At 70.4% G+C, this 25,667-nt stretch carries 29 protein-coding genes and 1 riboswitch; of the genes, 11 read left to right on the top strand and 18 right to left on the bottom strand.

The window, feature by feature from the left end:
- Positions 1-4: 4 nt before the first annotated feature.
- From RCH12_RS14455 to dnaK, 3 genes are read right to left on the bottom strand one after another with little or no spacing between them, the layout of a single operon-like run.
- Positions 5-1,009 (bottom strand): DnaJ C-terminal domain-containing protein, encoded by a 1,005-nt coding sequence (locus RCH12_RS14455; RefSeq protein ID WP_103430803.1) that lies wholly within the window; start codon positions 1,007-1,009, stop codon positions 5-7.
- Positions 1,002-1,637 (bottom strand): nucleotide exchange factor GrpE, encoded by a 636-nt coding sequence (locus RCH12_RS14450; RefSeq protein WP_103430804.1) that lies wholly within the window; start codon positions 1,635-1,637, stop codon positions 1,002-1,004. The genes RCH12_RS14455 and RCH12_RS14450 overlap by 8 nt, the downstream gene beginning before the upstream one ends.
- A complete protein-coding gene (dnaK, locus tag RCH12_RS14445) occupies positions 1,637-3,505 on the bottom strand; it encodes a molecular chaperone DnaK (protein WP_103430805.1) in 1,869 nt (622 codons plus the stop codon). Before dnaK ends, RCH12_RS14450 begins: the two co-directional genes overlap by 1 nt.
- 221 nt (positions 3,506-3,726) lie before the next feature.
- On the opposite strand from dnaK, the gene RCH12_RS14440 reads away from it, so the two are divergent.
- The 3 genes from RCH12_RS14440 to RCH12_RS14430 are packed head-to-tail and all read left to right on the top strand — an operon-like array spanning position 3,727 to position 6,460.
- Positions 3,727-4,452: a response regulator transcription factor gene (locus tag RCH12_RS14440; RefSeq protein ID WP_279326934.1), complete on the top strand. Its 726-nt coding sequence runs from the start codon at positions 3,727-3,729 to the stop codon at positions 4,450-4,452.
- Positions 4,449-5,981 (top strand): sensor histidine kinase, encoded by a 1,533-nt coding sequence (locus tag RCH12_RS14435; protein WP_207795473.1) that lies wholly within the window; start codon positions 4,449-4,451, stop codon positions 5,979-5,981. Before RCH12_RS14440 ends, RCH12_RS14435 begins: the two co-directional genes overlap by 4 nt.
- Positions 5,981-6,460 (top strand): 2'-5' RNA ligase family protein, encoded by a 480-nt coding sequence (locus RCH12_RS14430; RefSeq protein ID WP_103430807.1) that lies wholly within the window; start codon positions 5,981-5,983, stop codon positions 6,458-6,460. The genes RCH12_RS14435 and RCH12_RS14430 overlap by 1 nt, the downstream gene beginning before the upstream one ends.
- Positions 6,461-6,499: 39 nt before the next feature.
- On the opposite strand, the gene RCH12_RS14425 is transcribed toward RCH12_RS14430, so the two are convergent.
- From RCH12_RS14425 to RCH12_RS14415, 3 genes are read right to left on the bottom strand one after another with little or no spacing between them, the layout of a single operon-like run.
- Positions 6,500-7,609 carry a Gfo/Idh/MocA family protein gene (locus RCH12_RS14425; RefSeq protein WP_327017312.1) on the bottom strand — a complete coding sequence of 370 codons (1,110 nt, stop codon included), beginning with the start codon at positions 7,607-7,609 and terminating at the stop codon, positions 6,500-6,502.
- A complete protein-coding gene (locus RCH12_RS14420) occupies positions 7,588-8,292 on the bottom strand; it encodes a ThuA domain-containing protein (protein ID WP_327017311.1) in 705 nt (234 codons plus the stop codon). Before RCH12_RS14420 ends, RCH12_RS14425 begins: the two co-directional genes overlap by 22 nt.
- On the bottom strand, positions 8,289-9,482 hold the full coding sequence (locus RCH12_RS14415) for a Gfo/Idh/MocA family protein (protein WP_327017310.1): 1,194 nt from the start codon (positions 9,480-9,482) through the stop codon (positions 8,289-8,291). The genes RCH12_RS14420 and RCH12_RS14415 overlap by 4 nt, the downstream gene beginning before the upstream one ends.
- A gap of 111 nt (positions 9,483-9,593) precedes the next feature.
- On the opposite strand from RCH12_RS14415, the gene RCH12_RS14410 reads away from it, so the two are divergent.
- The 3 genes from RCH12_RS14410 (at position 9,594) to RCH12_RS14400 (ending at position 12,572) form a co-directional block, all read left to right on the top strand.
- The gene (locus RCH12_RS14410; protein ID WP_327017309.1) at positions 9,594-10,622 is read left to right on the top strand and encodes a LacI family DNA-binding transcriptional regulator; all 1,029 of its coding nucleotides are present in this window, start codon (positions 9,594-9,596) and stop codon (positions 10,620-10,622) included.
- 62 nt (positions 10,623-10,684) lie between these two features.
- Positions 10,685-11,188 (top strand): GNAT family N-acetyltransferase, encoded by a 504-nt coding sequence (locus RCH12_RS14405; RefSeq protein ID WP_103430812.1) that lies wholly within the window; start codon positions 10,685-10,687, stop codon positions 11,186-11,188.
- Between the two features lie 55 nt (positions 11,189-11,243).
- Complete coding sequence (locus tag RCH12_RS14400) at positions 11,244-12,572, top strand: MFS transporter (RefSeq protein WP_327017308.1); 1,329 nt, start codon at positions 11,244-11,246, stop codon at positions 12,570-12,572.
- Here the strand turns inward: RCH12_RS14400 and thiD are convergent.
- The 4 genes from thiD to RCH12_RS14380 all read right to left on the bottom strand — a co-directional run bounded on the left by thiD (position 12,544) and on the right by RCH12_RS14380 (position 15,285).
- On the bottom strand, positions 12,544-13,440 hold the full coding sequence (gene thiD / locus RCH12_RS14395) for a bifunctional hydroxymethylpyrimidine kinase/phosphomethylpyrimidine kinase (protein ID WP_327017307.1): 897 nt from the start codon (positions 13,438-13,440) through the stop codon (positions 12,544-12,546). The two genes, RCH12_RS14400 and thiD, sit on opposite strands and share 29 nt — an antisense overlap.
- A complete protein-coding gene (gene thiE / locus RCH12_RS14390; protein WP_088457606.1) occupies positions 13,437-14,078 on the bottom strand; it encodes a thiamine phosphate synthase in 642 nt (213 codons plus the stop codon). The genes thiD and thiE overlap by 4 nt, the downstream gene beginning before the upstream one ends.
- Positions 14,075-14,893, bottom strand: a complete 819-nt coding sequence (gene thiM / locus RCH12_RS14385; RefSeq protein ID WP_088457607.1) for a hydroxyethylthiazole kinase — start codon at positions 14,891-14,893, stop codon at positions 14,075-14,077. The genes thiE and thiM overlap by 4 nt, the downstream gene beginning before the upstream one ends.
- A riboswitch (TPP riboswitch) is annotated at positions 14,885-14,985 on the bottom strand. It overlaps the preceding gene by 9 nt.
- Before the next feature lie 33 nt (positions 14,986-15,018).
- Positions 15,019-15,285, bottom strand: coding sequence for a hypothetical protein (locus RCH12_RS14380; protein ID WP_088457608.1), 267 nt, complete (start codon positions 15,283-15,285; stop codon positions 15,019-15,021).
- A gap of 132 nt (positions 15,286-15,417) precedes the next feature.
- On the opposite strand from RCH12_RS14380, the gene RCH12_RS14375 reads away from it, so the two are divergent.
- A complete protein-coding gene (locus tag RCH12_RS14375; RefSeq protein ID WP_327017306.1) occupies positions 15,418-16,218 on the top strand; it encodes an isocitrate lyase/PEP mutase family protein in 801 nt (266 codons plus the stop codon).
- Between the two features lie 37 nt (positions 16,219-16,255).
- Positions 16,256-17,125 (top strand): alpha/beta fold hydrolase, encoded by an 870-nt coding sequence (locus tag RCH12_RS14370; protein ID WP_327017305.1) that lies wholly within the window; start codon positions 16,256-16,258, stop codon positions 17,123-17,125.
- Between the two features lie 34 nt (positions 17,126-17,159).
- Here RCH12_RS14370 and RCH12_RS14365 read toward each other — a convergent pair whose 3' ends face one another.
- From RCH12_RS14365 to RCH12_RS14355, 3 genes are read right to left on the bottom strand one after another with little or no spacing between them, the layout of a single operon-like run.
- Positions 17,160-17,930 (bottom strand): ABC transporter ATP-binding protein, encoded by a 771-nt coding sequence (locus RCH12_RS14365; protein WP_103460293.1) that lies wholly within the window; start codon positions 17,928-17,930, stop codon positions 17,160-17,162.
- Entirely contained in the window at positions 17,927-19,018 is a 1,092-nt protein-coding gene (locus RCH12_RS14360; protein ID WP_134407922.1) for a FecCD family ABC transporter permease, read from the bottom strand. Before RCH12_RS14360 ends, RCH12_RS14365 begins: the two co-directional genes overlap by 4 nt.
- The gene (locus RCH12_RS14355) at positions 18,991-20,016 is read right to left on the bottom strand and encodes an ABC transporter substrate-binding protein (RefSeq protein WP_241979918.1); all 1,026 of its coding nucleotides are present in this window, start codon (positions 20,014-20,016) and stop codon (positions 18,991-18,993) included. The genes RCH12_RS14360 and RCH12_RS14355 overlap by 28 nt, the downstream gene beginning before the upstream one ends.
- A gap of 197 nt (positions 20,017-20,213) precedes the next feature.
- Here RCH12_RS14355 and RCH12_RS14350 point away from each other — a divergent pair, with 197 nt between their 5' ends.
- Positions 20,214-21,299, top strand: coding sequence for a carboxylate-amine ligase (locus tag RCH12_RS14350; RefSeq protein WP_088457614.1), 1,086 nt, complete (start codon positions 20,214-20,216; stop codon positions 21,297-21,299).
- Between the two features lie 33 nt (positions 21,300-21,332).
- Here the strand turns inward: RCH12_RS14350 and RCH12_RS14345 are convergent, their stop codons facing one another.
- From RCH12_RS14345 to RCH12_RS14330, 4 genes are read right to left on the bottom strand one after another with little or no spacing between them, the layout of a single operon-like run.
- Entirely contained in the window at positions 21,333-21,827 is a 495-nt protein-coding gene (locus tag RCH12_RS14345; RefSeq protein WP_088457615.1) for an FBP domain-containing protein, read from the bottom strand.
- 8 nt (positions 21,828-21,835) lie between these two features.
- Entirely contained in the window at positions 21,836-22,435 is a 600-nt protein-coding gene (locus RCH12_RS14340; protein ID WP_327017304.1) for a TetR/AcrR family transcriptional regulator, read from the bottom strand.
- Between the two features lie 49 nt (positions 22,436-22,484).
- Complete coding sequence (locus tag RCH12_RS14335; protein ID WP_205748690.1) at positions 22,485-22,643, bottom strand: hypothetical protein; 159 nt, start codon at positions 22,641-22,643, stop codon at positions 22,485-22,487.
- A 40-nt stretch (positions 22,644-22,683) separates the two neighbouring features.
- The gene (locus tag RCH12_RS14330) at positions 22,684-23,703 is read right to left on the bottom strand and encodes a DMT family transporter (protein WP_327017303.1); all 1,020 of its coding nucleotides are present in this window, start codon (positions 23,701-23,703) and stop codon (positions 22,684-22,686) included.
- A 33-nt stretch (positions 23,704-23,736) separates the two neighbouring features.
- On the opposite strand from RCH12_RS14330, the gene RCH12_RS14325 reads away from it, so the two are divergent.
- Positions 23,737-24,333: a TetR/AcrR family transcriptional regulator gene (locus RCH12_RS14325; RefSeq protein WP_134407917.1), complete on the top strand. Its 597-nt coding sequence runs from the start codon at positions 23,737-23,739 to the stop codon at positions 24,331-24,333.
- Here RCH12_RS14325 and RCH12_RS14320 read toward each other — a convergent pair.
- Positions 24,330-24,941: a hypothetical protein gene (locus RCH12_RS14320; protein WP_327017302.1), complete on the bottom strand. Its 612-nt coding sequence runs from the start codon at positions 24,939-24,941 to the stop codon at positions 24,330-24,332. The two genes, RCH12_RS14325 and RCH12_RS14320, sit on opposite strands and share 4 nt — an antisense overlap.
- Positions 24,942-25,043: 102 nt before the next feature.
- On the opposite strand from RCH12_RS14320, the gene RCH12_RS14315 reads away from it, so the two are divergent.
- Positions 25,044-25,526 (top strand): VOC family protein, encoded by a 483-nt coding sequence (locus RCH12_RS14315; RefSeq protein WP_327017301.1) that lies wholly within the window; start codon positions 25,044-25,046, stop codon positions 25,524-25,526.
- The last annotated feature ends 141 nt before the right edge of the window (positions 25,527-25,667 follow it).

The raw sequence follows: 25,667 nt of genomic DNA, 5'->3' as shown, positions 1-25,667 counted from the left end.
GGTGTCAGCCCTTGGCCCTGGCGAGCAGTTCGTCGCGCGGGTTCTCCTTGGGCAGCGCCTCGTTGAACGCGAGCAGCTTCTCCTCGGCGTCCTTCGACAGGTGCGACGGCACGGCCACCTGAACCTCGGCGAGCAGGTCGCCGGTGCCCTTCGGGGTGACCACACCGCGACCCTTGACCCGCAGCACCCGCCCACTGGGGGTGCCGGGCGCGACGCGCAGCTTCACCGGCGGCCCACCCAGGGTGGGCACCTCGATGGTGGCGCCGAGGGCTGCTTCGGCGAAGGTCACCGGCACGTTCACCCGCAGGTTGAGTCCGTCGCGTTCGAAGACCGGGTGCTTGCGCACGGTGACGGTGAGCACGATGTCACCGTTCTCGCCGCCGTCCGGGCTGGGTTGCCCCTGCCCGCGCAGCTTGATCTTCTGCCCGTCGGCCACGCCGGCGGGAATCTTGACCTTGATCGACCGACCCTCCTGCGTCTGCAGGGTGATCTGGTCGCCGTGGGTGGCCGTGATGAAGTCGACCGTGGTCGACGCGACCACGTCGCGCCCCCTGGTCGGCCCGCCCGCGCCACGGAAACCCCCGGTGGGGGTGCCGAACCGGCCACCACCCTGGGCGCCGCGGCCGAACATGCCGCCGAGGATGTCGTCGAAGCCGGCCTGCTCGTAGGAGTAGCCCTGCTGTTGCCGGGCTCCTCCACCGAACATGCCGCCGAAGACGTCATCGAAGCCGCCCTGCTGGCCGCCCTGCCCGGGGGCGGTGAAGCGAGCTCCACCGCCCATCGCGCGCACGGCGTCGTACTCCTTGCGCTGTTCGGGGTCACCGATGACCGAGTGGGCCTCGCTGATCTCCTTGAACTTCGCCTCCGCCGCGGGGTTACCCGGGTTGGAGTCGGGGTGGTACTTGCGGGCCAGCTTGCGATATGCCTTCTTCAGGTCGGCCGCGGAGACGTCCTTCGACACCCCGAGAACCTTGTAGAAGTCCTTGTCGAACCAGTCCTGGCTAGCCATCGCTCGGTACCTGCACGACGACCTTGGCCACCCGCAACAGCGAGGACCCGAGGTAGTAGCCGGTCTCGACGACGTCGCCGACGGTTTCCACGTCGATGTCGGGCGTGGGCATCTGGAAGATGGCCTCGTGCACGGTGGGGTCGAACACGTCGCCGACGGTGCCGTACGGCTTGAGGCCGATGCGCTCGGTGCTGGCGCGCAGCTTGGCGGCGATGGTCGCGAAGGCGGTGTCGCCCTCGAGGTCGCCGTGCTTCTCGGCCCGGTACAGGTCGTCGAGCACCGGCAGCAGCACCTTGACGACTTCGCCGGTGACGCGCTCGCGCTCGATCTCCCGGTTGGCCTCGGTGCGCTTACGGTAGTTGGCGTACTCCGCGGTGACCCGCTTGAGGTCGGCGAGATGCTCGCTGGAGGGGTCGGATGCCTCGAGGTCGGCCGCGTCCAGGATGTCCTGCACGGTCAGCTCGTCCTCCTCGATGCCCGCGGCGTCAGCCGCGTCGACGAACTCGGCCGGAGCGGCCGCGTCGGAGTCCGGCCCGCCCGCCGCGGGGGCGCCCGATTCGGGCGCTCCCGCAGCAGCAGCAGACTCGTCTTCAGGACGGTTCTCGTCCGGACGGTTGGCGTCGCTCATTACTTCTTCGCTTCGTCCTCGTCGTCGACAACCTCGGCGTCGACAACGTCTTCGTCGGGGTTGCCCGACTCGGCGGTGGGCTGGGCGGTCTCGGACTCGCCGGCCGCGGCATCCGCCTGGCTGGAGGCGTAGATGGCCTCGCCGAGCTTGCCCTGGCTCTCGGTGAGCTTGTCGAACGCGGTCTTCACAGCGTCGTCGTCGTCACCGGCGAGAGCGGACTTGAGGGCGTCGACGTCGGCCTGGACCTCGGTCTTGACCTCTTCGGGCAGCTTCTCGTCGTTCTCCTTGATCAGCTTCTCGATCGAGTAGGCGAGCTGCTCTGCACCGTTGCGGGTCTCGGCGGCTTCGCGGCGGCGCTTGTCCTCTGCGGCGTGCTCTTCACCCTCGCGAACCATGCGCTCGATGTCTTCCTTGCCCAGCGCGGTGCCGCCGGTGATGGTCATCGACTGCTCCTTGCCGGTGCCCTTGTCCTTGGCGGACACGTGCACGATGCCGTTGGCGTCGAGGTCGAAGGTGACCTCGACCTGCGGGATGCCGCGCGGGGCCGGCGCGATGCCGGTGAGCTCGAAGGTGCCCAGGTTCTTGTTGTCGCGGGTGAACTCGCGCTCGCCCTGGAAGACCTGGATGGCCACGGACGGCTGGTTGTCGTCGGCCGTGGTGAAGGTCTCGCTGCGCTTGGTGGGGATGGCCGTGTTGCGCTCGATGAGGCGCGTCATGATGCCGCCCTTGGTCTCGATGCCGAGGCTCAGCGGGGTGACGTCGATGAGCAGGACGTCCTTGCGCTCGCCCTTCAGGACACCGGCCTGCAGTGCGGCGCCGACGGCGACGACCTCGTCGGGGTTGACACCCTTGTTCGGGTCCTTGCCACCGGTCTCGGCCTTGACGAGCTCGTACACGGCGGGCATGCGGGTGGAGCCACCGACGAGAACGACGTGCGCGATGTCCTCGACCTTGACGCCGGCCTCACGGATGACGTCCTGGAAGGGCTTCTTGGTGCGGTCGAGCAGGTCTTCGGTCATCTTCTCGAACTGGGCGCGGGTGAGCGTCTCGTCGAGGTTGGCCGGGCCGTTCTCGGTCAGCGAGAGGTACGGCAGCTGGATGCTGGTGGACATGCTCGAGGAGAGTTCCTTCTTGGCCTGCTCCGCGGCTTCCTTGAGGCGCTGCTTGGCGATCTTGTCCTTGGAGACGTCGACGCCGGTGGAGTCCTTGAAGCGCTTGATCAGGTGATCAACGATGCGCTGGTCCCAGTCGTCGCCGCCGAGGCGGTTGTCGCCGGAGGTCGAACGCACCTGGATGGTGCTGAAGTCGTCGTCCTTGCCCACCTCGAGGAGGGAGACGTCGAAGGTTCCGCCACCGAGGTCGAAGACCAGGATGAGCTCGTCTTCCTTGCCACGGTCCAGGCCGTAGGCCAGGGCGGCCGCGGTGGGCTCGTTGATGATGCGCAGCACGTTGAGGCCGGCGATCTCGCCGGCTTCCTTCGTGGCCTGACGCTCGGCGTCGTTGAAGTACGCCGGAACGGTGATGACGGCATCCGTCACCTTGTCGCCCAGGTACTGCTCGGCGTCGCGCTTGAGCTTGGCGAGGATGCGGGCGGAGATCTCCTGCGGGGTGTACTTCTTGTCGTCGATGTCGACGGTCCAGTCGGTGCCGACGTGGCGCTTGACCGACGAAATGGTGCGGTCCACGTTGGTGACGGCCTGGCGCTTGGCGGTCTCGCCGACGAGCACCTCGCCGTCCTTGGTGAACGCGACCACGGAAGGCGTGGTGCGGAAGCCTTCAGCGTTTGCGATGACGGTGGGTTCTCCACCCTCGAGTACGGCCACCACCGAGTTGGTGGTTCCGAGGTCAATGCCGACTGCACGAGCCATGTGAGAGTATCTCCTTCAAAGTTTGGGTTCAAGGCCTGTTTCAAAGACTTGAGTGTTGCTGGCTCAAGTGTGCCACCGCCCAAAAACCTAAGTCAAGCCGGGGCCGCCAAAGTTGAGTCGATGAGGCTCAACTCCCAGCATTCTCACAAGAAGTGGGACAATGGCGTGTGCCGCCCTCGACCTCACCCGATCCCGCCGCGGACTCCGTACGCCGACGCGCCGTGCTGGCGAAGCTTCCGCGGATCTCCCGGCTCGACGGCTCCGCCATCCGGGTTCTCCTCGTCGACGACGAGGACACCCTCACCAATCTGGTGAGCCTGGCGCTGAGTTATGAGGGCTGGATCGTGGACGTCGCCCACACCGGGCAGGCCGCCCTGCGGGCCTACCGGGAGAACCGGCCGGACGTCGTGATCCTGGACATCATGCTGCCGGACACCGACGGATTGAGCGTGCTGCGCCACCTGCGCTCCGGCGGCTCCACCACGCCGACCCTGTTCCTCACCGCCAGGGACTCCGTGGATGACCGCATCATCGGCCTGACCGCCGGCGGTGACGACTACATGACCAAGCCGTTCAGCCTCGAGGAACTCGTGGCCCGGCTGCGCGGGCTGCTGCGCCGCACCGTGCAGGCCGTCCCCGAGGAGCAGGCCGCGCTGGTGGTGGGCACCCTGACCCTGGACGAAACCAGCTACCGGGTGCGTCGCGACGACGCCGACATCATGCTCACCACGACCGAGTTCGACCTGTTGCGCTACTTCATGCGCAACCCGATGCGGGTGCTGAGCCGGGCGCAGATCCTCGACGAGGTCTGGAACTACGACTTCGCCGGGCGCGGAAGCATCGTGGACCTCTACGTGTCGTACCTGCGCAAGAAGATCGATGCGGAACGCGCCCCGATGCTGCACACCGTGCGGGGCGTCGGCTACATGCTGCGGCCCGCGGAGTGAGCGCGGTCGGTTCGTCGACGGCTCCCCCCGAGCACGGCGCGACGCCCTGGACGCTCCGCCGCCGACTGGTGGTGGGAATCGCCGGCGTCGTGGCAGCGGTGCTTCTGGGCATGGGCCTGCTGAGCATCGCCGTGTTGAGCACTTCCACGAACACCGTGGCCGACACCCAGCTCACGGCGTCGCTGTCGGCGCTGAGCCAGTCCGTCGACAAGTACCGGGGTGCGCCCGCCGGCGGCAGACACGGGCACGGCGGCGGCGTGGCCAAGTCCTTCGTCGACTTCGTCGGGCACGGGCGCGGCACCGTGATCGCGGTCGTCGCTGACGGTGTGGTCGCCGACTCCGCCCTGTTCTCGGGAACCGGCGCCGTTGTGCTCTCGACCGACGCTATCGAGGCGATCGAGCTTGCCGTCACCGATCTGGAGTCGGACGGCGAGAACCGCAGCCTGAACCTGGGCGACCTCGGCAGCTACCGCGTCGCGACAGTCGTCAACGACGGTGAGCTGCTGGTGGCCGGCGTACCGCTCGAGGCCGCCGAGATGGCGTTGCTGCACCAGGGCCTGGCCATCGCCGTCTTCACGGTGCTGGCCCTGGCCGGAACCGTGCTGGGCACGATTCTGGTCGTGCGGCTCGCCCTGCGCCCGCTGGCCCGGGTGGTCGAGACCGCCGTCGAGGTGACCGCGCTGCCGCTGGCCGTGGGCGACCACGGCATCTCCACCCGCCTCGCGGCCGCGGACACCGATCCCCGCACAGAGACGGGCAAGGTGGGTGAAGCCCTCAACCAGCTGCTCGACCACGTCGACACCGCCCTCAGCGTGCGGGCCGCCACCGACCGGCGGATGCGCCGGTTCGTCACGGATGCCTCCCACGAGCTGCGCACCCCGCTCGCGGCCATCCAGGGCTACGCCGAACTGACCCGGCAGGACAGCGCCGAGCTGCCCGAGATCACCGAGTATTCGCTCGCCCGCATCGAATCCGAGGCCCGGCGGATGAGCTCGCTGGTGGGCGACCTGCTGCTGCTCGCCCGTCTCGACGAGGGCCAGGACCTGCACGTGGAAGACGTGGACCTCGCCGACCTGCTGCTGACCGCGGTGAACGACGCCAGGGCATCCGCGCCGTCGCACAGCTGGCTCGCCGAGGTGCCGGACACTGCCGTGGTCGTGCGTGGCGACCGGGAACGCCTGCACCAGCTAGTGGCGAATCTGCTCTCCAATGCCAGGGTGCACACCCCGCCCGCCAGCAGCGTGACCGCGCGGCTGCGGGTGGGCTCGCCCGGCATGCCGGTGCAGCTGAGCGTGCAGGATGACGGGCCGGGCATCACCGCGGATCTGCTGCCGGTGATCTTCGAACGCTTCGCGCGCGGCGACGCCTCCAGGACCCAGGTGTCCGGCGGCCCCCGCAGCACCGGCCTGGGCCTGGCGATCGCCCTGTCGATCGCCGAGGCGCACGGAGGCACCATCCGGGTGCGGTCCTCCCCCGCGGGCACCGCCTTCACGGTCACCCTGCCCACCCCGGGCACCCGGCGCCCGTGATGCCCCGTCTGGTGGTGGTGCTCCCGGTGCTGCCGCTGCGGGTGGGCGCCCGCTTCGCCGTGGCCGAATGGCCCCTGCACGTCACGGTGCTGGCGCCGTTTCTCACGGATGCCGACCCCGGCGACGTCGGCGACGCCATCCGTCTCGCGGTCGCGAACCAGGCGCCGCTCACCGTCGTCGCCGGCGAGGACGCGCTGTTCGGGCGGCGGCACACCATCCCCGTCACGATGCTGCTCCCGCACGAGGGCCTCACCCGGCTGCACCACACCCTGGTGGACACCCTGCGCCCGTTCGCGGCCGCTCCGGACGAACCGGCCTTCACCGGCGACGGCTTCCGCGCCCACGTGACGCACAAGCCGCCCGCCCGCCTCCACCCCGGCCAGTCCCTCACCCTCGGTCAGATCGCCCTGGTGGACATGCTCCCCCGCACGCATGAGGCCGGCCGCACGGTCCTGGCCGCCACCAGTTTCGCGAACTGAGAGAAAAGCCCCGAAAACTCGAGGTTTCCGGGGCTTGACTCACAGTTCGCGAGGGTTCCAGACCTCCCGATCGGTCAGCGGCACCGGAAGGGGGCGCTCGGTCGTGGTGGTCAGCTCGAGGCGGCGCCCCTCGGCGGCCGACTGCAGCAGCGAGGTCATCACGTCGAGGGAATGCAGCGCGATGTCACCGTTCGCGCGGGCCGCACGGTCGGGGCCGGCCGCGATGAAGTCGAGCAGGCCGACTCCGCGGGCGCTGTCCAGGTAACCTGCCGCCGTCGGCAGGGGCCGCCACCGGGTAGCCCCGAGCTCGAAGAGGCGCGGCTCGCCGTCGAAGCGGTTCGGGTCTGGCACCGAGAGGGTGCCGTTCTCCCCGTGCACCTCGAGGGGCGCCGCGTCGGTGGCGACGCCGTCGAAGCTCGTCGTGATCGTGGACAGGGCGCCACTGTCGTGCTCGAGCACCCCGGTGATGTGCGTGTCGACGTCGACCGGGATCACCGTGCCGGCCCGCGGGCCCTGCGTGATCGTGCGCGTGCCCCGCAGCCGGCTGGCCGCGCCGGTGACCGAGCGCACCGGCCCGAGCAGGTGAACCAGGGCGGCCACGTAATACGGGCCCATGTCCAGCAGCGGGCCGCCGCCGCTCTGGTAGTAGAAGTCGGGGCTGGGGTGCCAGCGTTCGTGCCCCGCTGTCACCATGACGGCGGATGCGGCCAGCGGGCGCCCGATCAGGCCGTCGTCGATCGCGTGACGAGCGGTCTGCAAGCCGGTACCGAGAACGGTGTCCGGCGCGCTGCCCAGGTCCACCCCGGCGGCAAGCGCCGCGGCGACGATCTCGCGGGCGTCGGCCATCCGGGCGGCCAGCGGCTTCTCCCCGTAGACGTTCTTGCCGTGGCCGATCGCGGCCAGCGCGATCTCGGCGTGCGCGGCCGGGATGGTGAGGTTCAGCACGGTATCGACCTCGTCGCTGGCGACCAGCTCGGACACCGACAGGGCTCGCGCGTGCGGCAGCCGGTCGGCCAGGGTTCGGGCCCGGGCGGTGTCGAGGTCGGCGACCGCCGTGATCCGGATCCGGGCGCTGTCGGTGAGAGTGTCGAGGTAGGCGGCCGAGATGTTGCCCAGGCCGACGATTCCTAGGCGGTGCGGGTGACCCACAGCATGCCCCTTTCGATGATGGTGCGCACGTTCGGGTCGGCGAGAACCTCCGGGCTGTGCCCCGCGGTGCTGACGCATAGGCGACCCGCACCCCAGAGCCGGGTCCAGACGGCCGGCGAGGTGATGGGCCGGTGCCAGGGCTCCCAGTCGGGCGCCGGATGGGTCGTGGTGGCGAGCACATCGATGAGGTCGTCGTGCAGCACCCAGTACTGTTCGGTGCACAGGTCGAAGTCGGCGAGGCCGGCGGTGATCGGATGCTCCCGGCCGAGCGGCGTCATCTCCACCGTGTAATCGAGGTAGTTGTTCTCCTGCGCGCCGTCGACCCGGTCCGCGGGCGGTTTGCCCGGGTGGGTGGCGAACTGGCCGCCGATCAGCTGCAGGTAGTCGGCGGAGGCCCGGAAGGAGTCGGCGATGCCGCCGTGCCAGCCCGTGAGACCGGTGCCGGCGGCCACCGCCGCGCGAAGGCCCGCGACCTGGTCGCCGCTGATCTCACTCATCGTGACGCTCTGCACGATGAGGTCGAACCGGGCCATCCGCTCGGCATCGGCGTAGATCTCGGGCGACTCCTCGATCTGCACCGCGTAGTCGTGTGCGGCGAGGAACGGTAGGAACATCTCCGTGGCGGCGACGGGGTGGTGGCCGTCCCAGCCTCCTCGAACGATCAGGGCGTTGTGCTGGGTCATGCGGTTCTCCGTTCCACGGGCGTCATCTGGGATCTGGCCTTGGCGCTCGCCTCGACGGCGGCGAGAACCCGTTGCACATCGAGCGCCTCACTGAAACCCGGCGAGGGAGCGGTTCCGGCGCCGATGGCGGTCACGAAATCGACCATCTGGTGGGTGAACAGGTGCTCGTAGCCGAGGCCGTGCCCGGTGGGCCACCAGTTGGCGACGTAGGGATGCCCGGGATCGGTGACGACGATGCGGCGGAAACCCTCGGCCTCTGGGTCGGAACCGCGGCCGTCGAAGTACTCGAGTTCGTTCATCCGCTCGAAGTCGAAGGCTATCGATCCGCTCTCGCCGTTGATCTCGATGCGGTTCGCGTTGCGACGGCCGGTGGCCATCCGGGTGGCCTCGAACACTCCCAGGGCCCCGCCGGAGAAGGTGGCGGTGAAGGCCATCGCATCGTCGACCGTGACCGGCCCGCGGGCCGCGTCGGGGTCGGCGACACCGCCGAGTCCGGCCGCCGCGGCGCGCTGCGGACGTTCGGTGACAAAGGTGCGCAGGGTCGCAGAAACCTCGGTGATGCTCTCGCCGGTGAGCCACTGCGCGGTGTCGATGCTGTGGGCGCCGATGTCGCCGAGCGCCCCGGAGCCGGCCCTGGCCTTGTCCAGCCGCCAGCTGAGCGGGGCCGCGGGATCACTCAGCCAGTCCTGCAGGTAGTCGGCCCGCACGTGCCGGATGGCGCCCAACCGGCCCTCGGCGATGAACCGGCGCGCCAGCGCCAGCGCCGGCGTGCGGCGGTAGCTGAAGCCGCACATCGACAGCACGCCGGACCGGGCGGCCTGCTCGGCGGCCTCGGCCATCGCCACGGCTTCAGCCACGGAATTGGCCAGCGGCTTCTCGCACAGCACGTGCTTGCCGGCAGCGAGGGCGGCCAGGGCGATCTCGGCGTGGGTGTCACCCGGAGTGCAGATGTCGATGACGTCGATGTCGTCGCGGGAGACGGCGTCGCGCCAGTCGGTCGACCACTCCTGCCAGCCCAGTTTTGTGGCCCGCGCGGCGGTGGTGTCAGCGGACCGGCCCACGAGCAACGCCAGTTCGGGTTCTCGGGGAAGGTCGAAGAATCTCGGCGCCGTGCGCCAGGCCTGCGAATGAGCCGCGCCCATGAACGCGGTTCCGATCAACGCCACCCGCAACGGGGTCCGGTCTGCCATTCGCGCTCCCTCAGTCGACACCATCGTCGGACGCTTGTCCTCTGCGAGGATGGCAGCACCAGCACCACCCCGGCACCTTTTTGCGCAAAAATGGTGGGAGGAGGCAGGGTGATGGGCGACACGGCACGGGTGACACTCAGTGATGTCGCCGAGCGCGCGGGAGTGTCCATCGCCACCGCCTCACGCGCCCTGGCCGGGCGCGGGGAACTGGGTCTGGCCACCCGGGAACGGGTTCTGGCGGCCGCGACGGCGCTGGGCTACGACCGGGGCACGTCGTCGCGCGGCCGGCCCAGCACCCTGGACACGCGATTGATCGAGCTCGTGCTCGGCTCCTTCGACGATGCCTGGACCGACGAGGTCACGGCGGGTGCGCGGCGCAGCGCCTTCGAGCACGGCTACGACCTCGTGCTCACCCTCGAGCGGGACGACCCCGCCGACGACTGGCCCGCGCGGGTCGCCACCCGCCGGCCGTCCGGGGTGATCCTGGGCCTCATCCGGCCCACCCGTCGGCAACTCACCGAGCTGCGCGGGCTGAGGATCCCGCTGGTGCTGTTGGACCCGCGGTCCGACCCCAACGGCGAGCTGGCCAGCGTGGGCACGACCGACCACCAGGGCGGTTACGACGCCGGCGCGCACCTGGCCGCCACGGGCCTCGGCCGCTTCGCCGTGATCACGGGCACCCCGCGGTTCAGGTTCGGTAAGGCTCGCGAGGAGGGCTTCCGCCGCGCGATCGCCGAGCACGCGCCCGGCGCCCCGGTCACGCGCCTGGATGTGGGCTGGGACGGCGCTGGTCTCAGCACCGCGATCCCCGACCTGTTCTCCGGTGACCGTACCCCTGTAGGCATCTTCGCCTGCAACGATGCCATGGCCCTGGCGGTGTACCCCGCGGCCCGGCGGGCCGGGCTGCGCATTCCCGCGGACATCAGCGTGATCGGCTTCGACGACGAACCGCGCTCCATTGTGGCGTCGCCTCCGCTGACCAGCGTGCACCAGCCGCTGGGGGCGATGGCCGCCCGCGCGGTGGCCCTCGTGCACGAAATGCGCGCCCGCGGCGGGGAGCACTTCGACAGGATCGAGCTGCCGACCCGGCTCGTGGTACGCCAGTCCACCCTCGCCGCCCCTCCGCGAACTGTGAGTTAAGCCCCGAAAACCTCGGGTTTTCGGTGCTTAAGCCACGGCTCGCGGGCCGGTAATTTGGGGGGATGGAGATACGCGAGGCCCGCGAGGGCGACTGGGGCGCGATGTGGCCCTTTGTGCGGGACGTTGTGGCGGCCGGCGAGACCTATTGCTGGCCGCGGGACACCAGCGAGGCCGACGCTCGGGCGTGGTGGCTGGGCAAGCCCGGCGGCCGGGTCTTCGTGGCCGAGGACCACGGCCGGGTGCTCGGCACCGCCGAGCTGCACCCCAACCAGCCGGCGGCGGGAAGTCACGTCTGCAACGCCGGCTTCATGGTGGCCCCGCAGGCGGCCGGTCGAGGGATCGGCCGGGCCCTGGCCGAGCATGTCCTCGAGCAGGCCGCGAATGCGGGGTTCCGCGCGATGCAGTTCAACGCCGTGGTGGAGACCAACCACAACGCCGTGAGCCTCTGGCAGAATCTGGGCTTCAGCATCCTCACCACGGTGCCCGGCGCCTTCCGGCATCCGGTGCACGGCTACGTGGGCCTGCACGTGATGCACAGATCGCTGCTGCCCCCGCAGTCGCCCTGACAACTGCCCGAACATCCGTCGCCCATTGTTCACCCCACGGCCCTAGGGTGAACGCATGACCGAGACACTCGACGGCAACGGCGCCGCCCACGCCGCCACGGCCCGCACTCCCGCCCGCGCCGCCGTCGTAGCCTGGAGCCTGTGGGACTGGGGCTCGGCCGCTTTCAACGCCGTGGTCACCACGTTCGTCTTCTCGGTCTACCTCACCGGCTCGTCATTCGGCGACGAGGGCGACGTCGCCGCCCAGCTCGGCTGGGCACTCGCGATCGCCGGGTTCCTGATCGCCGTGCTCGCCCCGGTCACCGGCGCCCGCTCGGACTCCTCCGGCCGGCGCAAGTTCTGGCTCGGCGTGAACACCTTCATCGTGGTTGGCCTCACCGCCGGCATGTTCTTCGTGCTGCCCACTCCGGAGTACCTGCTGCTCGGCCTGGTGCTGCTGGCCGCCGGCAATGTGTTCTTCGAGCTCGCCGGGGTCAGCTACAACGCCATGCTCGCGCAGGTCTCGACGCCACGCACCATCGGCAAGGTGAGCGGTTTCGGCTGGGGCATGGGCTACATCGGTGGCATCGTGCTGCTGCTGATCGTCTACTTCGGCTTCATCAGCCCCGAGGTGGGCCTGTTCGGCGTCACCAGTGAAGACGGGCTGGCGGTGCGGGTGACGATGCTCATCGCCGCCGCATGGTTCGGCCTGTTCGCGCTGCCGCTGCTGTTGCGGGTGCCCGAATACCGGGCGCCGGATGCCGCGAAGCGCGCCAAGGTCGGCTTCTTCCAGTCCTACGTCGAACTGGGCCGCGACGTGGCCAAGCTCTGGAAGACCAACCGCCAGGTCGTCTACTTCCTGTTCGCCAGCGCCATCTTCCGTGACGGCCTGGCCGGCGTCTTCACCTTCGGCGGGGTACTTGCCGCGTCGGCGTTCGGCTTCTCCCCCGGCGAGGTGATCATCTTCGCGATCGCCGCGAACGTGGTGGCCGGAGTCGCCACCATCAGCGTGGGAGTGCTCGACGACAGGCTGGGCGCCAAGCCCGTCATCGTCACCGCCCTGGTGGGCCTCATCGTCAGCGGCAGCCTGGTGTTCCTGCTGCACGACGGCGGCCAGATCGTCTTCTGGACCGCCGGCCTGGCCCTGTGCCTGTTCGTGGGGCCCGCCCAGTCGGCCAGCCGCACCTTCCTGGCCCGGATCATCCCGGCCGGCCGGGAGGGCGAGGTGTTCGGCATGTACGCCACCACCGGTCGTGCCGCCAGCTTCCTGGCCCCCACGGCGTTCGCACTGGCCGTGACCATTTTCGGCGAAACCTACTGGGGCATCCTGGGCATCGTGCTGGTGCTTGTCATCGGCTTGCTGTTGTTGCTGCCGGTCAAGGCCCGGCAGAACCAGATGGGCTGAGCCCTCCCGGCGGTGGCTCCGGATGCGTTCCGGCCGCCGCCCAGAGCGCGTGGAAGTGGTTGATCGGGCCGTGCCCGCCGCCCACCTCGAGCCGGTCGGCGGAGGCCACGCTGTCGCTGAGCCAGGCCTTCGTCTCGGTCAACGCCCGCGGCCAGTCCCGGTGCCGGGCCGCCAGCGTGGCCAGGGCCGACGACATCGAACAGCCGGTGCCGTGGGTGTTCACGGTGTTGATGCGCGGCGCGGAGACCTGCACGATGCGGGCCCGCCCTGGCTCGGTGCCGGCCGCGTCGACGAGGGCATCCGGGCAGGCCGGACCGGCCAGGTGGCCGCCCTTGACCAGCACCCGGGTGCCGCAGGCGCGGGAGAGCCGCTCGCCCTGCTCGAGGGCCGCTGCCCAGTCGGCGGCCTCGGGTTCGTTCACGAGCACGGCCAGCTCGGGCAGGTTCGGGGTGACCAGGTGCACCAGCGGCACCAGGGCGCGGAGCGCGGCCTCGGCGGACGCGTCGAGCAGCCGGTCGCCGCTGGTGGCGATCATCACCGGGTCGAGCACGATCACGGATGGCCGCACCCGGGCCAGCCACGCGGCCACGGTCTCGATGAGGTCGGCCTGGCCGAGCATGCCGATCTTCACGGCGTCGATGGTGACGTCGTCGCTGACCGCGTCGAGCTGTTCCACGAGGAAGGACACCGGTGGGATGTGCACCGAACGCACCCCGCGGGTGTTCTGGGCGACGAGCGCGGTGACCACGGCCATGCCGTAACCGCCGTTGGCGGCGATGCTCTTGAGGTCGGCCTGAATCCCGGCGCCGCCGGTGGGGTCGGTGCCGGCGATGCTGAGCACCCGGGGGATCTCCCTCGGCCCGGTCATCGGGTCCACTCCCGGTGCAGGGCGCTGGCGGCGGCACGGGCATCCGGAGCGGCGCAGACGGCCGACACCACGGCCACCCCGGCGGCCCCGGCCCGGCGCAACGGCCAGACATCCGCGAGCCCGATGCCGCCGATCGCGACGCAGGGCAGCGCACTCGTGGCGGCCAGCGCGGCGAAGCCGGGCACCCCGAGCACGGGCGGATGGTCGGGTTTGGTGCTGGTGGCCCGGATGACGCCGACGCCCAGGTAGTCCACGGTGCCGGCGGGCAGCGCGAAGACCCTGTCGAGCTCGGCCGGGGTGTTGGCGGTGATGCCCACAATCGCGTCGGAGCCGACCCTGTCGCGCACTCTGGCCACGGCTTCGTCGCCCTGGCCCACGTGCAGGCCGTGCACGGCGGCGCGCTCGGCGAGCGCCCGCAGGTACACGTCGACCCTGTCGTTGACGACCACGGTGGCGCGGTCACCGACCGCGTCGGCCACCTGCAGCAGCAGGCGCAGCACGTCGTCGTCCGACCCGGTCTTGTCGCGCACCTGCACGGTGGTGATGCCGCCGGCGACGGCGTCGATCACGGTTCTCAGCACGCCCCTGGCACCGCACAGGGCGGTGTCGGTGACGAGGTAGAGCGAGAGATCGCTCACGCCAGCCGCGCCCGGTCGATGACGGTGGCGCCGTCGAGGGAGTGCAGCCGGTCGAGGAAGTGCGCCGCGAAACTGCCCGGCCCGGCCGCGTCGGCGGCGGCGAGTTCGGCGGCGACGGTGTACAGCAGCGTGGCGGCGGCGGTCGCGGCGAGCGTTGCGCCGGGTTCGTCACGGTCGACGAGCGAGAGCACGGCGGCGGTCACCGCGCCGAGCGCGCATCCGCCGCCGGTGACCCGGGTGAGCAGCACGTGACCGTTGGCCACCCGGATGGTCTGCGAACCGTCGGTGATGAGGTCGACCGCGCCGGACACGGCTACGCTCGCTCCGGTGCTGCGGGCGAGCAGGGCGGCGGCGTCGGCGGCGCCCTCCGGCGAGTCGGTGGCGTCGACGCCTCGGCCGCCGGTGCCCAGCTGGGCCAGGGCGATGATCTCCGACGGGTTACCGCGGATGGCCGTGGGCCGGAAGTGCAGCAGCTCGCGAGCCAGCCCGGTGCGCACCGGCAGCACGCCGATCGCGACGGGGTCGAGCACCCAGGGGGTGCCGGCGGCGTGTGCGGCCGACGCGGCCTCGAGCATCGCACTGCGCTGCTCGGCGTGCGGGGTGCCCACGTTCACCAGCACTCCGGAGGCCACCCCGGCGAACGGTCCGGCCTCGGTGGGCACGTCCACCATCGCGGGCGCGGCTCCCAGGGCCAGCAGCACGTTGGCGGTGAAGTTGGTCACCACCGCGTTGGTGAGGCACTGTACGAGAGGTTGGCTCTCGCGCAGACGGCCGAGCAGATGGGCAGCATTCTCTGGTGTCAGACGGATGGTCATCCGGGACATCCCTTCGCTAGTACGAACTAGATCAGGTTCAACGGGTGTTTTCTCAGCCCCGGCCGTTTGGCAGGGCACCCCGTGTCACTACCGAAACCCTAGCGGCCGGATTGTTCACACCCGGACTAGTAGTCGAAATCGTCGACGGCGAACCACGGCACCGGCACCGCCGGGTCCAGAAGCGCGAGCGGATCCACCTCGAAGGTCTCCAGCACCACGCTGACGCCAGGTGACACGAGCGCCTCCACACCGACATCGCCGACGACGGGTAGCCTGACCATTCCGCCACCCTGCCGGACGGCGGCCGTGAGGGCTGCTACGAGCGCGGTCACGTCGCACGAGCTGCGCAATCGGAACAGGCGCTCGCCGACCGTGAGGGTGTGAGCCTGCATGACATCTCCCTCGGTGTAGATCTCACGCTAAGACCAAAGCGGCGACGTGTATACACGGTTGACAGCGCTGCGTCTTTGTCTTTGTCTGAAACCCTCCAGCGTTTACACCGGCGCACCCGGCACACTGGACCGATGACAACCACACTGCTGAACAAGGCCGAACTCCTCAACGCCCTGCACGTGCCCGGCACGCCACTGATCGTCACGAACGTGTGGGACGCGATCACCGCCAAGATCGTCTCCGAGACCCCGGGCGTGAAAGCCCTCGCCAGTGCCTCGCACTCGGTGTCCAACGTGCGCGGCCTGCCGGACGGCGAGGGCCTCACCGTCGACGAGGCCATCATCGCCGCCCGCATTATCACCGGAGCGACCGACCTGCCCGTCTCGGTCGACTTCGAGAAGGGCTACGCGGCGGATTCCGCGGGGGTCGCCCGCAACGTGCGCCGCCTGATCGAGGAGGCCGGGGCCGCCGGCATCAACATCGAAGACTCCGTGGGCGCCACCAAGGCGCCGCAGTTCGACATCCCCACCGCGGCCGCCCGGGTCGCCGCGGCGCGGGAGGGCGCCGAGGCGGCCGGGGTGCCGCTGGTGATCAACGCCCGCGTCGACACCCTCGCGGGCGGCGGCGAGTGGGCCGAGGCCGTTCAGCGTGCCAACGCCTATCTCGACGCCGGCGCCGACGTGATCTTCTTCCTCGGCCTGAGCGACGAAGACAAGGTCAAGCGCGCCCTCGACGAGGTGAACGGCCGCATCTCCGTGATCGGGAACCCCGGCGCCGTTCCCCTGGCCCGGCTGGCCGAACTCGGCGTCTCCAGGGTCAGCTTCGGCCCCGGTACCCTCGGCCTGGCCCTCGCCGCGTTGCAGCGCGCCGCCGCCCAGCTCACCGCGCTTGGCGATTACCCCGACGACCTCGGCTTCCCCTTCGAGCTCTAACCCGGCCTCAGCGTGGGCGGCTCGGTACGGTGGGGTCATGCCCAGCTTCGCGTCGCACGATGAGACCGTTCTGCACTACGACGTTCTGACCCCGGATGCGGCGGGCGCGCCTGAGCGCCCGCCGCTGGTCGTGCTGGCCGGCGGGCCGGCCCGGCATCCGGAGTACCTGGGCGATCTGGCCGGGCTCACCCGCCTGCGCACCCTCGTGGTGCTGCACCAGCGGGGCGTGGGGGCGTCGTCGCCATCGCCCACCGCGCCCGCCGCATCCTGGCCCGCCCTGGCCGACGACGTCGAGGCGCTCCGCCGGCACCTGGGGCTGGCCGAGATCGAGCTGCTCGGCCACTCGGCCGGCACCCGCGTCGCGCTCGCCTATGCGGCCCGCCACCCTCATCGGCTGGCGAGCCTGTGCCTGCTCACCCCGCCCGCGCAGTGGCTCGTGACCGTCCCCGACGACAGCTCGCACATCATCACGGGGCACCGCGCCGAGCCCTGGTACGCCGATTACGTCGCGCACCGGATCGCGGCGACGGCGGCGAAGACCGCCTCCGACCTGAACCACCTGTTCCCCTACCTCGCCCCGATCGCCTGGTCGCGGTGGACGGCCCAGGCCCGGGAGCACGAGGCGACCGGCGCCTGGCATCCCGCGGCGCAGGACCTGTTCTTCGCCGGGGCCGACCCGGCGGGCATCCTGATCGGCCTGGCGCAGGTGCACTGCCCGGTTCTGGTGGTCGCGGGCGCCGACGACGGCCTGACCGGGCTGGCCCCGGTGCTGGCCGTCGCGGACCTGTTCACGAACGGTCGTGCAGTGACCATCGCCGGCGCCGGGCACTACCCGTGGGTGGAGCAGCCGCAGGCGTTCACCGCGGCGCTGGCCGGTTTCTACCGGCGCCCGGCGGACACGGCCTAGACCCTCCGACGCCGGCCGCCGCGGGGCGCGGCCGTCAGAGCGGGGTGGGATCGAACAGCACGTGAGAGCGGCCCGTCACCGCGTCCTCGGCGACCCGGGCCCGCACCCCGTAGACGTCGCCGATGAGCTCGGGCGTGAGCACGTCTCGCGGGCTGCCCCCGGCGACCGCGCGTCCGTCCTGCAGGACAAGCACACTGTCGCAGAAGGTGGCCGCGAGATTCAGGTCGTGCAGGGCCACGATCGCGGTGACCGGCAGGTCGGCGACGAGGGCCAACAGCTCCAGCTGATGCCGGATGTCGAGGTGGTTGGTGGGCTCGTCGAGCAACAGCTCGGTCGGCTCCTGCGCGAGAGCCCGCGCGATGTGGGCGCGCTGGCGCTCCCCGCCCGACAACGTGCGCCAGAGTCGGTCCGCCTTGTCGGTCAGACCCACGTGCGCCAGTGCGCGGTCGATCGCCCGCGCATCGTCTGCGGTGTCCCCGCCGAAGAGCGACCGGTAAGGCGTGCGGCCCAGCCGCACGACGTCCCGTACCAGAATGTCCACCTCGGTCTCCGCGTGCTGCGTGACGGTCGCCACGGTTCGGGCGACGTGGCGGCGACGCACCGAGGTGAGGTCGGCCCCGTCGAGCGTGATCCTGCCGGTATCGGGTGCCGACACGCCCTGGAGGAGGCGCAACAGGGAGGATTTGCCGGAGCCGTTCGGGCCGAGCAGACCCACCGTCGAGCCGGGCAGCGGGCAGAGGGTCACGTCGTCGATCACGAGGGTGCCGCCTCGCCGCCAGCTCACGCGGTGCGCTTCGAGTGTCACGCCCTGCCCCTGCCCTTGTTCCGCAGCAGCAACAGCACGAACACGGGAACGCCCACGAGGGCGGTGCCCACGCCGACCGGCAGCGGGGTGGGGGCGAAGACGACGCGGGACGCGGCATCCACCCACACCATGAAGACAGCGCCGAGCACAATCGTGGCCGGGATGACCCTCGAGTGGCGCTGGCCGAAGAGCAGGCGGGCCGCGTGCGGCAGAACCAGGCCGACGAAGCCGATGGCGCCCGCGATGCTCACCAGGGTGGCGGTCAACAGGGCCGTGACGATCAACAGGATCAGCCGGGTGCGCCCGACGTGGATGCCGAGAGACGCGGCGACATCCTCACCGAACGCGAAGGCGTCGAGCGATCGCGCCCAGACCAGGCAGATCAGGGCGCCCACCGTGACCACGCCGGAGCTGAGGGCCACGTCGTCCCAGCGCATGCCTTCGAGCGAGCCGAGGAGCCAGAACATCACCCCACGGGTCTCGTCGGAGTCCGCGAAGGCGAACACGACCAGGGAGGTGAGCGCCGAGAACAGCTGGGTGCTCGCGACGCCGGCCAGGATGACCCCCGCCGTGCCGGCGGACGAGAACCGGGCGAGGAGCAGCACAAAGCCGAACGCGGCCAGGGCGCCGATGAACGCGCCGCCGGAGAGCCCGATGGCTCCGCCGCCGATGCCGAGAACCCCGACGAGCACCGCCCCCGTCGATGCCCCGGAGGACACCCCGAGCACGAACGGGTCGGCAAGCGGATTGCGCAGCAGCGACTGCAGGATGACCCCGCTCAGGCCGAGCCCGGCCCCGCACGCCGCTGCGACCAGGGCCCGCGGCAGCCGTTCCTGCCAGACGATCGCATCCTCCGAGACGCGCACCGGGATGTCGGTCAACGCTAGATGGTTCAACAGGATGTCGCGCACGTTGACGAGGGACACATCCGCGGGGCCGAGCGTGACGGCGACGCCCACCGAGAGCACGATCGCGACCAGGCCGAGCAGGCCGAGGGCCAGGGCGAGCACCGCGCGCGGCAGGGGCCGCCCGCGGGTCACCGAGGCGGCTTCAACGGTGCTCAGAGCGCGTCCTTGTGCTCGTCCCACCAGGCACGGATCTTCTCGAGGCCGTCGACGAAGCGGATGGACGGGTTCATCTCGGCGCCGTGCAGGGCGATGTAGCGCTGCTCCTGCACGACCTCGAGGTTCTTGGTGAGGGGGTCGCTCTCGAGGAATTGGATCTTCTCGTCGAGACGGTCGCCGGGGAAGCGGTCGCGCTGCAGATCGCCCAGGACGAGGATGTCCGGGTCGGCGTCGACGACGCTCTCCCAGCCAACGGCAGGCCAATCGTCGGCGGTGTCGGCAAAGACATTCGTCATGTTCGTGGTGCTGGCCAGGAGCGCCGCTGAGCCGAGGCCGCCGGCGATGTAGGGCGTCTTCGTGTCGGCGAACCAGAACATGACCGAGTGTCCGTCGAAGTCCAGGCCGTCGGAGGCCGCCGCGGCCCGCCCTTCGAGTTCGCTGACCAGCGCCTCGCCCCGGTCCGTCACGTCGAAGATCTCGGCCAGCTCGCGGATCTCCTGGTACAACGCGTCGACCTTGAGCGCCGTCGTGCGGGTTCCGCCGCCGTTGACGCTCACACCGTTGTCGCAGTCGGTGGGCGAGAGGTAGGAGCCGATGGCCGTCTCGGCGAGCCGTTCGCGGCTGGCGACCCCGGCGTCGGCGTAGTGGCGACCGAACGAGGCCGTGACGAAGTCGGGGTCGGTGCCCAACAGCACCTCGTAGGTGGGCGCGTTGTCGGCCAGCCGCGGTACCGCCGAGTTCGCGGTGGCCAGCGAGTCGAGCACCGGGTCGGTCCACGACGCGGTGCCGACCATGCGCTCTTCCAGGCCGAGCGACAGCAGGATCTCCGTCGAGTTCTGGTCCAACGACACCACGCGCTCCGGGGCGGCCTCGAACGTCTGCTCGGAGCCGCAGTTCGAGACGACGAGGGGATACCCCGTCTTCCCGTCGCTGGCGACGGCCAGGGCCGCCGGCGAGTCGATCTCCTCGGAGGCGCCGCAGCCCGACAGGGTGGCGAGCGCGACGGCGGTGAGCAGGCCCACGAGGGCGTGCGTCCTTTTCGTAGTGATGGGAACTCCTGACGGTGCTGAGCGTAAAGTGACGGCTCCTCGCGATGCGGGCCTTGGTAAGTATAGCCTTACCTAAATTCCTGACCGCTCGGTGAGGTGTTCCCTGACCTGCCTCCCGGTGACAGGATGTTCCTGTCCGGCTCCGCCGATCCGGCTCCCGGAGGCTGCACATGGTGACGTTTGGCATCGAGGAAGAGTACTTTCTCGTCGACCCGCGCTCCCTGCGGCCGGTCAGTATGGCCGACACCATCCTGGGCGATCTGCCGCCCCGGGCTCGCGCGCCCGGACTCGTCACCCGCGAGTTCCTGGCCTCACAGGTGGAACGAGCCTCGGCGGTCTTCACCGAGCTGACCGAGGCCGAGGCCGACCTGGCCGCCTTTCGAGGCGAGCTGGCTGCGGTGGCGAGGGAGCGCGGCGTCCTGGCTGTCGGAACCGGCACGCCCTTCGACGCCCCGGCGGCGCCGACCCTCACCGACGCGGCCCGGTACCACCGGATCGGGTCCGGAGTGCGCGGGGTCGTGCGGGACCATCAGATCTGCGCCACGCACGTGCACGTGGGCGTGCCCACCCGGGAGGCCGGGGTGCACGCCCTCAATCATCTGCGGGTCTGGCTGCCCACGTTGATGGCGCTGACCGGCAATTCGCCGTTCTGGCGCTGCCGGGACATCGGCTTCGATTCCTGGCGGGCGGTGATCATGCGCCGCTGGGCGACCACCGGCTGTCCGCCGGCGTTCACCGACGCCGACGACTACGACCGGCGCATCCGGCGTCTGGTCGGTGTGGGAGCCACTGTCGACACCGGCACGGTGGCTTGGTACGCGCGGCTGTCCGAGAGCTATCCCACGCTCGAGGTGCGGGTGGCCGACGCCCAACTCGACCTGGCGCCCACGATGCTGCTGGCGGCGGTGGCCCGCGCCCTGGTCGTGACCGGCATGGCCGCGGGCGAGCGTGGGGCGCCGCCGCCCGCGGTGGAGCCCGAACTGCTCGACGCCGCACTGTGGCACGCCTCCCGCGACGGCATCCGCGGCCAGCTCCTCGATCCCACCACCAGGGAGCTGGCCCCGGCCAGTGCGGTCACCGACAGTCTGCTGCGCTCCGTCGGCGACGCGTTGGAGAGCACCGGGGACCGGCCCCGGGTGGCCGAGCTGGTGGAGCAGGTGCGGCGCACGGGAACGGGCGCCCAGCAGCAACGGCGGGCGTTCCGCACGGGCGGGCTCGCCGGATGGCGGGAACTTGTCGAGTCGTCGTTCAGCTGATCGGCGCGCCGACTCCCGCGCCCGGCTCCAGGTTCAGTCGCCGGGGCGAATCACTTCGCCCACGAATCCGGTCGACCGGGCGCGCAGCATCGAGATCCGGTCATCCCGGGCGGCGGCAACGTCGTAACCGATGTAGGCCATCGACGGCAGCTTCCGCACGTTGGCGGAGCACTGGAACGCCTCACAGACCAGGATGCCGACGGTGTCGCCGTTGCGGCCGGCCGCCCCGGCCCGCTGGGCACTGTAGAGCACCACCTCGTTGGGCAGTTTCACATCGCGGCACCACGAGCACTGGGCGCGACGGCGTGGGGAGGCATCCGCCTGTCGGAGGACGATGCCGACAGGCTCGCCGTCGACGGGGACGACGACGTAGGAGCGGCGCTTCATCTTGGGGTCGACCCAGCCGACATAGTCCAGCTGCGCCCAGTCGAGCTGGTCGAAGCCGGGCGGCAGGGTGATGTCGGACACGACCTTGCGGGAGGCGTTCACGAAGGTGGCCTTGATGGTGGCGGTACTGAGGGGGAGCATACGAAGTCTCAATCGGTTGAGTGGTCGGGGTGCTGCGTGTCGGTCGTGGGCCAGTTCCGAAGCGACGTGTCGATGGCGTCGAGCACCCGGGTCCAGCTCGAAGCCGCGGTGGGATCCGAGTGGTCGAAGCCGCCGCCGGACTCGAGCGCGACGAAGCCGTTGATGGCGCTGCCGAGTAGCCGCACACCGTGCACCTCGTCGTCAGGGCTGAGGCCGTAGCCGCTCACAATGGCCCGGGCTGAGCGGGCGATGAGCCCGCCCGCGCTCTGGGCGGCAGCCTCCGGCGATACGCGGCGCTGCGCCGCCTGCCACCGGCCGGGGTGGGCGATGGCGTAGTCGCGGTGGGCGTTCGCGAACGCGAACAGGGCGCTCCGGCCGGCCTTGCCGGGCAGGGCCTCAGCCAGACCGTCCGCGAGTTCCTGCAGGGCGAACGCGGCGGTGAGGTCGAGCAGGTCGTCGAGCCCCGAGATGTGCGAATAGATACTCGCCGGGCGCACGTCGAAGCGGCGGGCGAGGGCGGAGAGCGTCACGGCGGACAGTCCGGTCTCGTCGGCCAGTTCGGCGGCGGCCTGGACCAGCCGGGCTTCGGTCAATCCGGGACGCTTCATCAAATTTCCTAAGTCTCGCAGTTTATAAACTACAGACTATAGGTAATGCTCAGTCCTCGGGAAGCAGCGTGAACTCGACCCGGCCCCAGGCCGCCCCGTTCACCTGCACCTCGAGGGCGTGCACCCCCGGGTGGTAGCGCCGGGTGGTGATGGCCCGGAACGAGTGCGACCGGGCCAGCTGCACGGTCTCGCCGGCGGCCAGGGTCACGATCGGCGCGGTGACCAGGGCTGGGGCGGCTCCCGTGTCGCTAAAGGCGTAGTTCTTCGCGACTCGCCGTTGCTTCGGACCGAACGAGCGGCGTTTCCCGAGATTCTCCGCCTTTACATTCGGGCGCAGCTGCGGATGACGCGGCGCGCTCGGGAGCGATGACCAGCGCTACCGCGCCCGCTCCGAGCACGAGTCCGACGAGGGTGGCGGGAGTGAACGGGTCGGCGAAGAGGATGCTGCCGGCGACGGCCGTGGTCGGCGCCACCAGGTACAGCAGGGCATTGAGGGCAGTGATGCCGAGGCGGCGCAGCAGGTACCAGTAGAGCGCGTAGGCGATGAGGGTGGGGAACACAGCGATCAGCACCGTCGAGAGCCAGAAGCTCAGGGTGGCCGGCGGGGCGAGCGCCCCGGTAAGAGCGGCCAGCAGCGTCACGGCCACCAGCGTGATGGCGGCGTGGGTGGCCAGGGTAGCGAAGACGCCGAGCCGGGCCGGGGTGCGCCGCTCCAGGAAGGTCGCGGCGACGAGACTGGCCAGCGCCACCAACGGCAGCAGGTAGGCGGGGGTGGGCGAGATCGTCGTCGAAGCATCCGCCGCCACGATCAGGACCACTCCCACCGCACCGAGCGCCAGGCCCAGCCACTGCAGCGCCCGCACACGCAGCCCGAGCAGCGGTCCCACCAGGGTTGCCACGACCAGGGGCTGGATCGCGTCGATGAGGGCCGTCGTCCCGGCCGAGACCCCCGCGCCGACGGCCAGATAGACGGGCAGGATGTAGCCGAATTGGGCGAAGAGCCCGATGGTGAGGTGCGGGCGGATGTCGCGCCAGGCCGGGAACGCGCGTCGGTGAGCTCGAAGCCGACGATCTCGGAAGCGCAGCGCCATCATGCCGACCAGCAGGAGTGCCGCGACGACGAGGTACCGCCAAACCAGCACGGTCAGGGCCGGCGCCGCCTCCGTGCCGATCTTCGCGATGATGAACCCGGAACTCCAGGTCAGCACGAAGGCGGCCGAGGCAGCGACCAGAAGAAGTCGCTTAGGTATACCGATCTGTGTACTCATTCGATCGAGTATACAGAACGGTATAGTGGGGCCATGACCACCGAGAACTCGCCCGAGGCGATCCCGCACTACACCCCGGGGGCCGAGCGGCTGCTGGCCGCGGCGTCCGACCTCTTCTATCGGGAGGGTATCCACGCCGTCGGCGTCGACGCCATTGCCGCGGCGGCCGGGGTCACCAAGAAGACGCTCTACGACAGGTTCGGGTCGAAGGAGGCGCTGGCCGTGGCGTATCTCCGCGGGCGGGACGCTCGGTGGCGGGAGTTCCTGGAGCAGGGACTCGCGTTGCAGGCGCCCGGCAGCGTGGACCGTGTCCTCGCGGTGTTCGACATTTCGGCGCGCTGGGCCGTCGCCAACAGCAGCAAGGGCTGCAGCGCCATCAACGCGCGCGCCGAGACAGACGATGCGGCGCATCCGGTGGCCGTCGAGGCGATTCGCCAGAAGAAGTGGATGCGCGACGTGTTCGAGCGGCTCTGCCGGGACGCGGGCATCGCCGGTGCGGACCGGGTGGCCGACATTCTGATGCTGCTCTACGAGGGCGCCCTGGTGACCGTGGGGATGGGCACCTTCGCCGACCCGTTCACGGCCGGACGTACGGCCGCGAACACGATCCTGCGAGGCGACGCCCCCTAGGGACGGTGCGTGGCCGCCTGGGCATGCGCAGCGTCCTGTCGGGCACTGGCTTCGCGCTCCGCCCGGTCGGCGATTGCGGCGTCGTCCACGCTGAGCATCACGCCGCTGTCTCGCAGGGTGAACAGGTGCAGCAGAATCCGCCAGCGGCCGACCTCCCACTGGCGAGGCGGGATCTCCTCATCGTCCCAGGGCTCTGTCGGAGTTCCCAGATTCTGACCGAGCAGGGCAAGGATGCGGTCATAGCCGAGCCTGGTTCCCGGATCGTTCGGGCTCGGCGTGTTGTACAGCTGCAGGTCGATGCCCAGGAAGTCACCCGCGTGGGACATCCAGCTGGCGTAGACCTCGCCGCCGAACGACACCTCGAGGCGCCGGATATCGACCGGGCTCGGCCACGTCTGGCCGGCGGCCGCGCCGGCGTCGTCGTCGTCGTCGTTGTCGTCGTTGCCAGTGTCAGTGTCGGTGTCGACCGGCCGCACCCCCAGCGTCGCAAAGAGGTCACCCACCGCAGCATCCGTCGCCGGCCAAGCGCCCCGGGTGACCGCGAGGACCAGCTCCACGGCCTGGGCCGGGTCGGGTGCCGGCGAATTCGCGGGCGACGCATCCGTCATGCGCACAGACTATGCCCACCGGTGTCGACTCGAGGGCCTAGCGCTCTCTGCCACCATGCGTAGCGTGGACGACCTGAGCACTCCGACGAGAGGACTGCACCGATGAACGGCGTACCGATGAACGGCCTACCGATGAACGCACCGACCGGCATCCTGCGCGGCATGAGCAACGTGAGCTATTGGGCCGAGGACCACGCCGCCGCGACGGCCTGGTACACCGAGCTGTTGGGCATGGAGCCCTACTTTCAGATGCCAGGCTACGCGGAGTGGCGGGTGGGCGACTACGGCCACGAACTGGGCCTGATCGACGCCAAGTACGCCCCGCAGCCTGCAGCGGATGTGCCCGGTGGGGCGGTGCTCAACTGGCACGTCGACGACATCAGGGCGGCCCTGGACCGGCTGCTCGAGCTGGGCGCGACGATGCGCGAGGACATCCGGGAGCGCGGAGAGGGCTTCACGACGGCGGCCGTGGTGGACCCGTTCGGCAACGTGCTCGGCGTGATGACGAACCCGCACTACCTGCAGGTGCTCGCCGACGCCACCCCGGACGGAGAGGCGGCCCGCGCCGGGCATCCGGCGCCCTAAGGTGCGCGCCATATTAGGAGATAGTGAGTTTTCTAGGACGCAGTTGCCTGGGGTGACCCGGTGCTTCCGGACAGTGTTCCTATTTGATTGGATGAAATCATGGGAGCAGTCAGGAAGTCCGGTCCCCGTCGGAGGTTCACG

It is taken from the genome of Cryobacterium sp. MP_3.1 (genome assembly GCF_035984795.1).
GTDB classification, from domain to species: Bacteria; Actinomycetota; Actinomycetes; order Actinomycetales; family Microbacteriaceae; genus Cryobacterium; species Cryobacterium zongtaii.
This window is presented reverse-complemented; position numbering and strand designations above follow the sequence as displayed.

Coding starts and splice junctions, on each gene's coding strand:
- RCH12_RS14455 (WP_103430803.1), bottom strand. CDS start 1,009: ATGGCTAGCCAGGACTGGTTCGACAAGGACTTCTACAAGGTTCTCGGG.
- RCH12_RS14450 (WP_103430804.1), bottom strand. CDS start 1,637: ATGAGCGACGCCAACCGTCCGGACGAGAACCGTCCTGAAGACGAGTCT.
- dnaK (WP_103430805.1), bottom strand. CDS start 3,505: ATGGCTCGTGCAGTCGGCATTGACCTCGGAACCACCAACTCGGTGGTG.
- RCH12_RS14430 (WP_103430807.1), top strand. CDS start 5,981: ATGCCCCGTCTGGTGGTGGTGCTCCCGGTGCTGCCGCTGCGGGTGGGC.
- RCH12_RS14420 (WP_327017311.1), bottom strand. CDS start 8,292: ATGACCCAGCACAACGCCCTGATCGTTCGAGGAGGCTGGGACGGCCAC.
- RCH12_RS14415 (WP_327017310.1), bottom strand. CDS start 9,482: ATGGCAGACCGGACCCCGTTGCGGGTGGCGTTGATCGGAACCGCGTTC.
- RCH12_RS14410 (WP_327017309.1), top strand. CDS start 9,594: ATGGGCGACACGGCACGGGTGACACTCAGTGATGTCGCCGAGCGCGCG.
- RCH12_RS14405 (WP_103430812.1), top strand. CDS start 10,685: ATGGAGATACGCGAGGCCCGCGAGGGCGACTGGGGCGCGATGTGGCCC.
- RCH12_RS14400 (WP_327017308.1), top strand. CDS start 11,244: ATGACCGAGACACTCGACGGCAACGGCGCCGCCCACGCCGCCACGGCC.
- thiD (WP_327017307.1), bottom strand. CDS start 13,440: ATGACCGGGCCGAGGGAGATCCCCCGGGTGCTCAGCATCGCCGGCACC.
- thiM (WP_088457607.1), bottom strand. CDS start 14,893: ATGACCATCCGTCTGACACCAGAGAATGCTGCCCATCTGCTCGGCCGT.
- RCH12_RS14380 (WP_088457608.1), bottom strand. CDS start 15,285: ATGCAGGCTCACACCCTCACGGTCGGCGAGCGCCTGTTCCGATTGCGC.
- RCH12_RS14375 (WP_327017306.1), top strand. CDS start 15,418: ATGACAACCACACTGCTGAACAAGGCCGAACTCCTCAACGCCCTGCAC.
- RCH12_RS14370 (WP_327017305.1), top strand. CDS start 16,256: ATGCCCAGCTTCGCGTCGCACGATGAGACCGTTCTGCACTACGACGTT.
- RCH12_RS14350 (WP_088457614.1), top strand. CDS start 20,214: ATGGTGACGTTTGGCATCGAGGAAGAGTACTTTCTCGTCGACCCGCGC.
- RCH12_RS14345 (WP_088457615.1), bottom strand. CDS start 21,827: ATGCTCCCCCTCAGTACCGCCACCATCAAGGCCACCTTCGTGAACGCC.
- RCH12_RS14340 (WP_327017304.1), bottom strand. CDS start 22,435: ATGAAGCGTCCCGGATTGACCGAAGCCCGGCTGGTCCAGGCCGCCGCC.
- RCH12_RS14330 (WP_327017303.1), bottom strand. CDS start 23,703: ATGAGTACACAGATCGGTATACCTAAGCGACTTCTTCTGGTCGCTGCC.
- RCH12_RS14325 (WP_134407917.1), top strand. CDS start 23,737: ATGACCACCGAGAACTCGCCCGAGGCGATCCCGCACTACACCCCGGGG.
- RCH12_RS14320 (WP_327017302.1), bottom strand. CDS start 24,941: ATGACGGATGCGTCGCCCGCGAATTCGCCGGCACCCGACCCGGCCCAG.
- RCH12_RS14315 (WP_327017301.1), top strand. CDS start 25,044: ATGAACGGCGTACCGATGAACGGCCTACCGATGAACGCACCGACCGGC.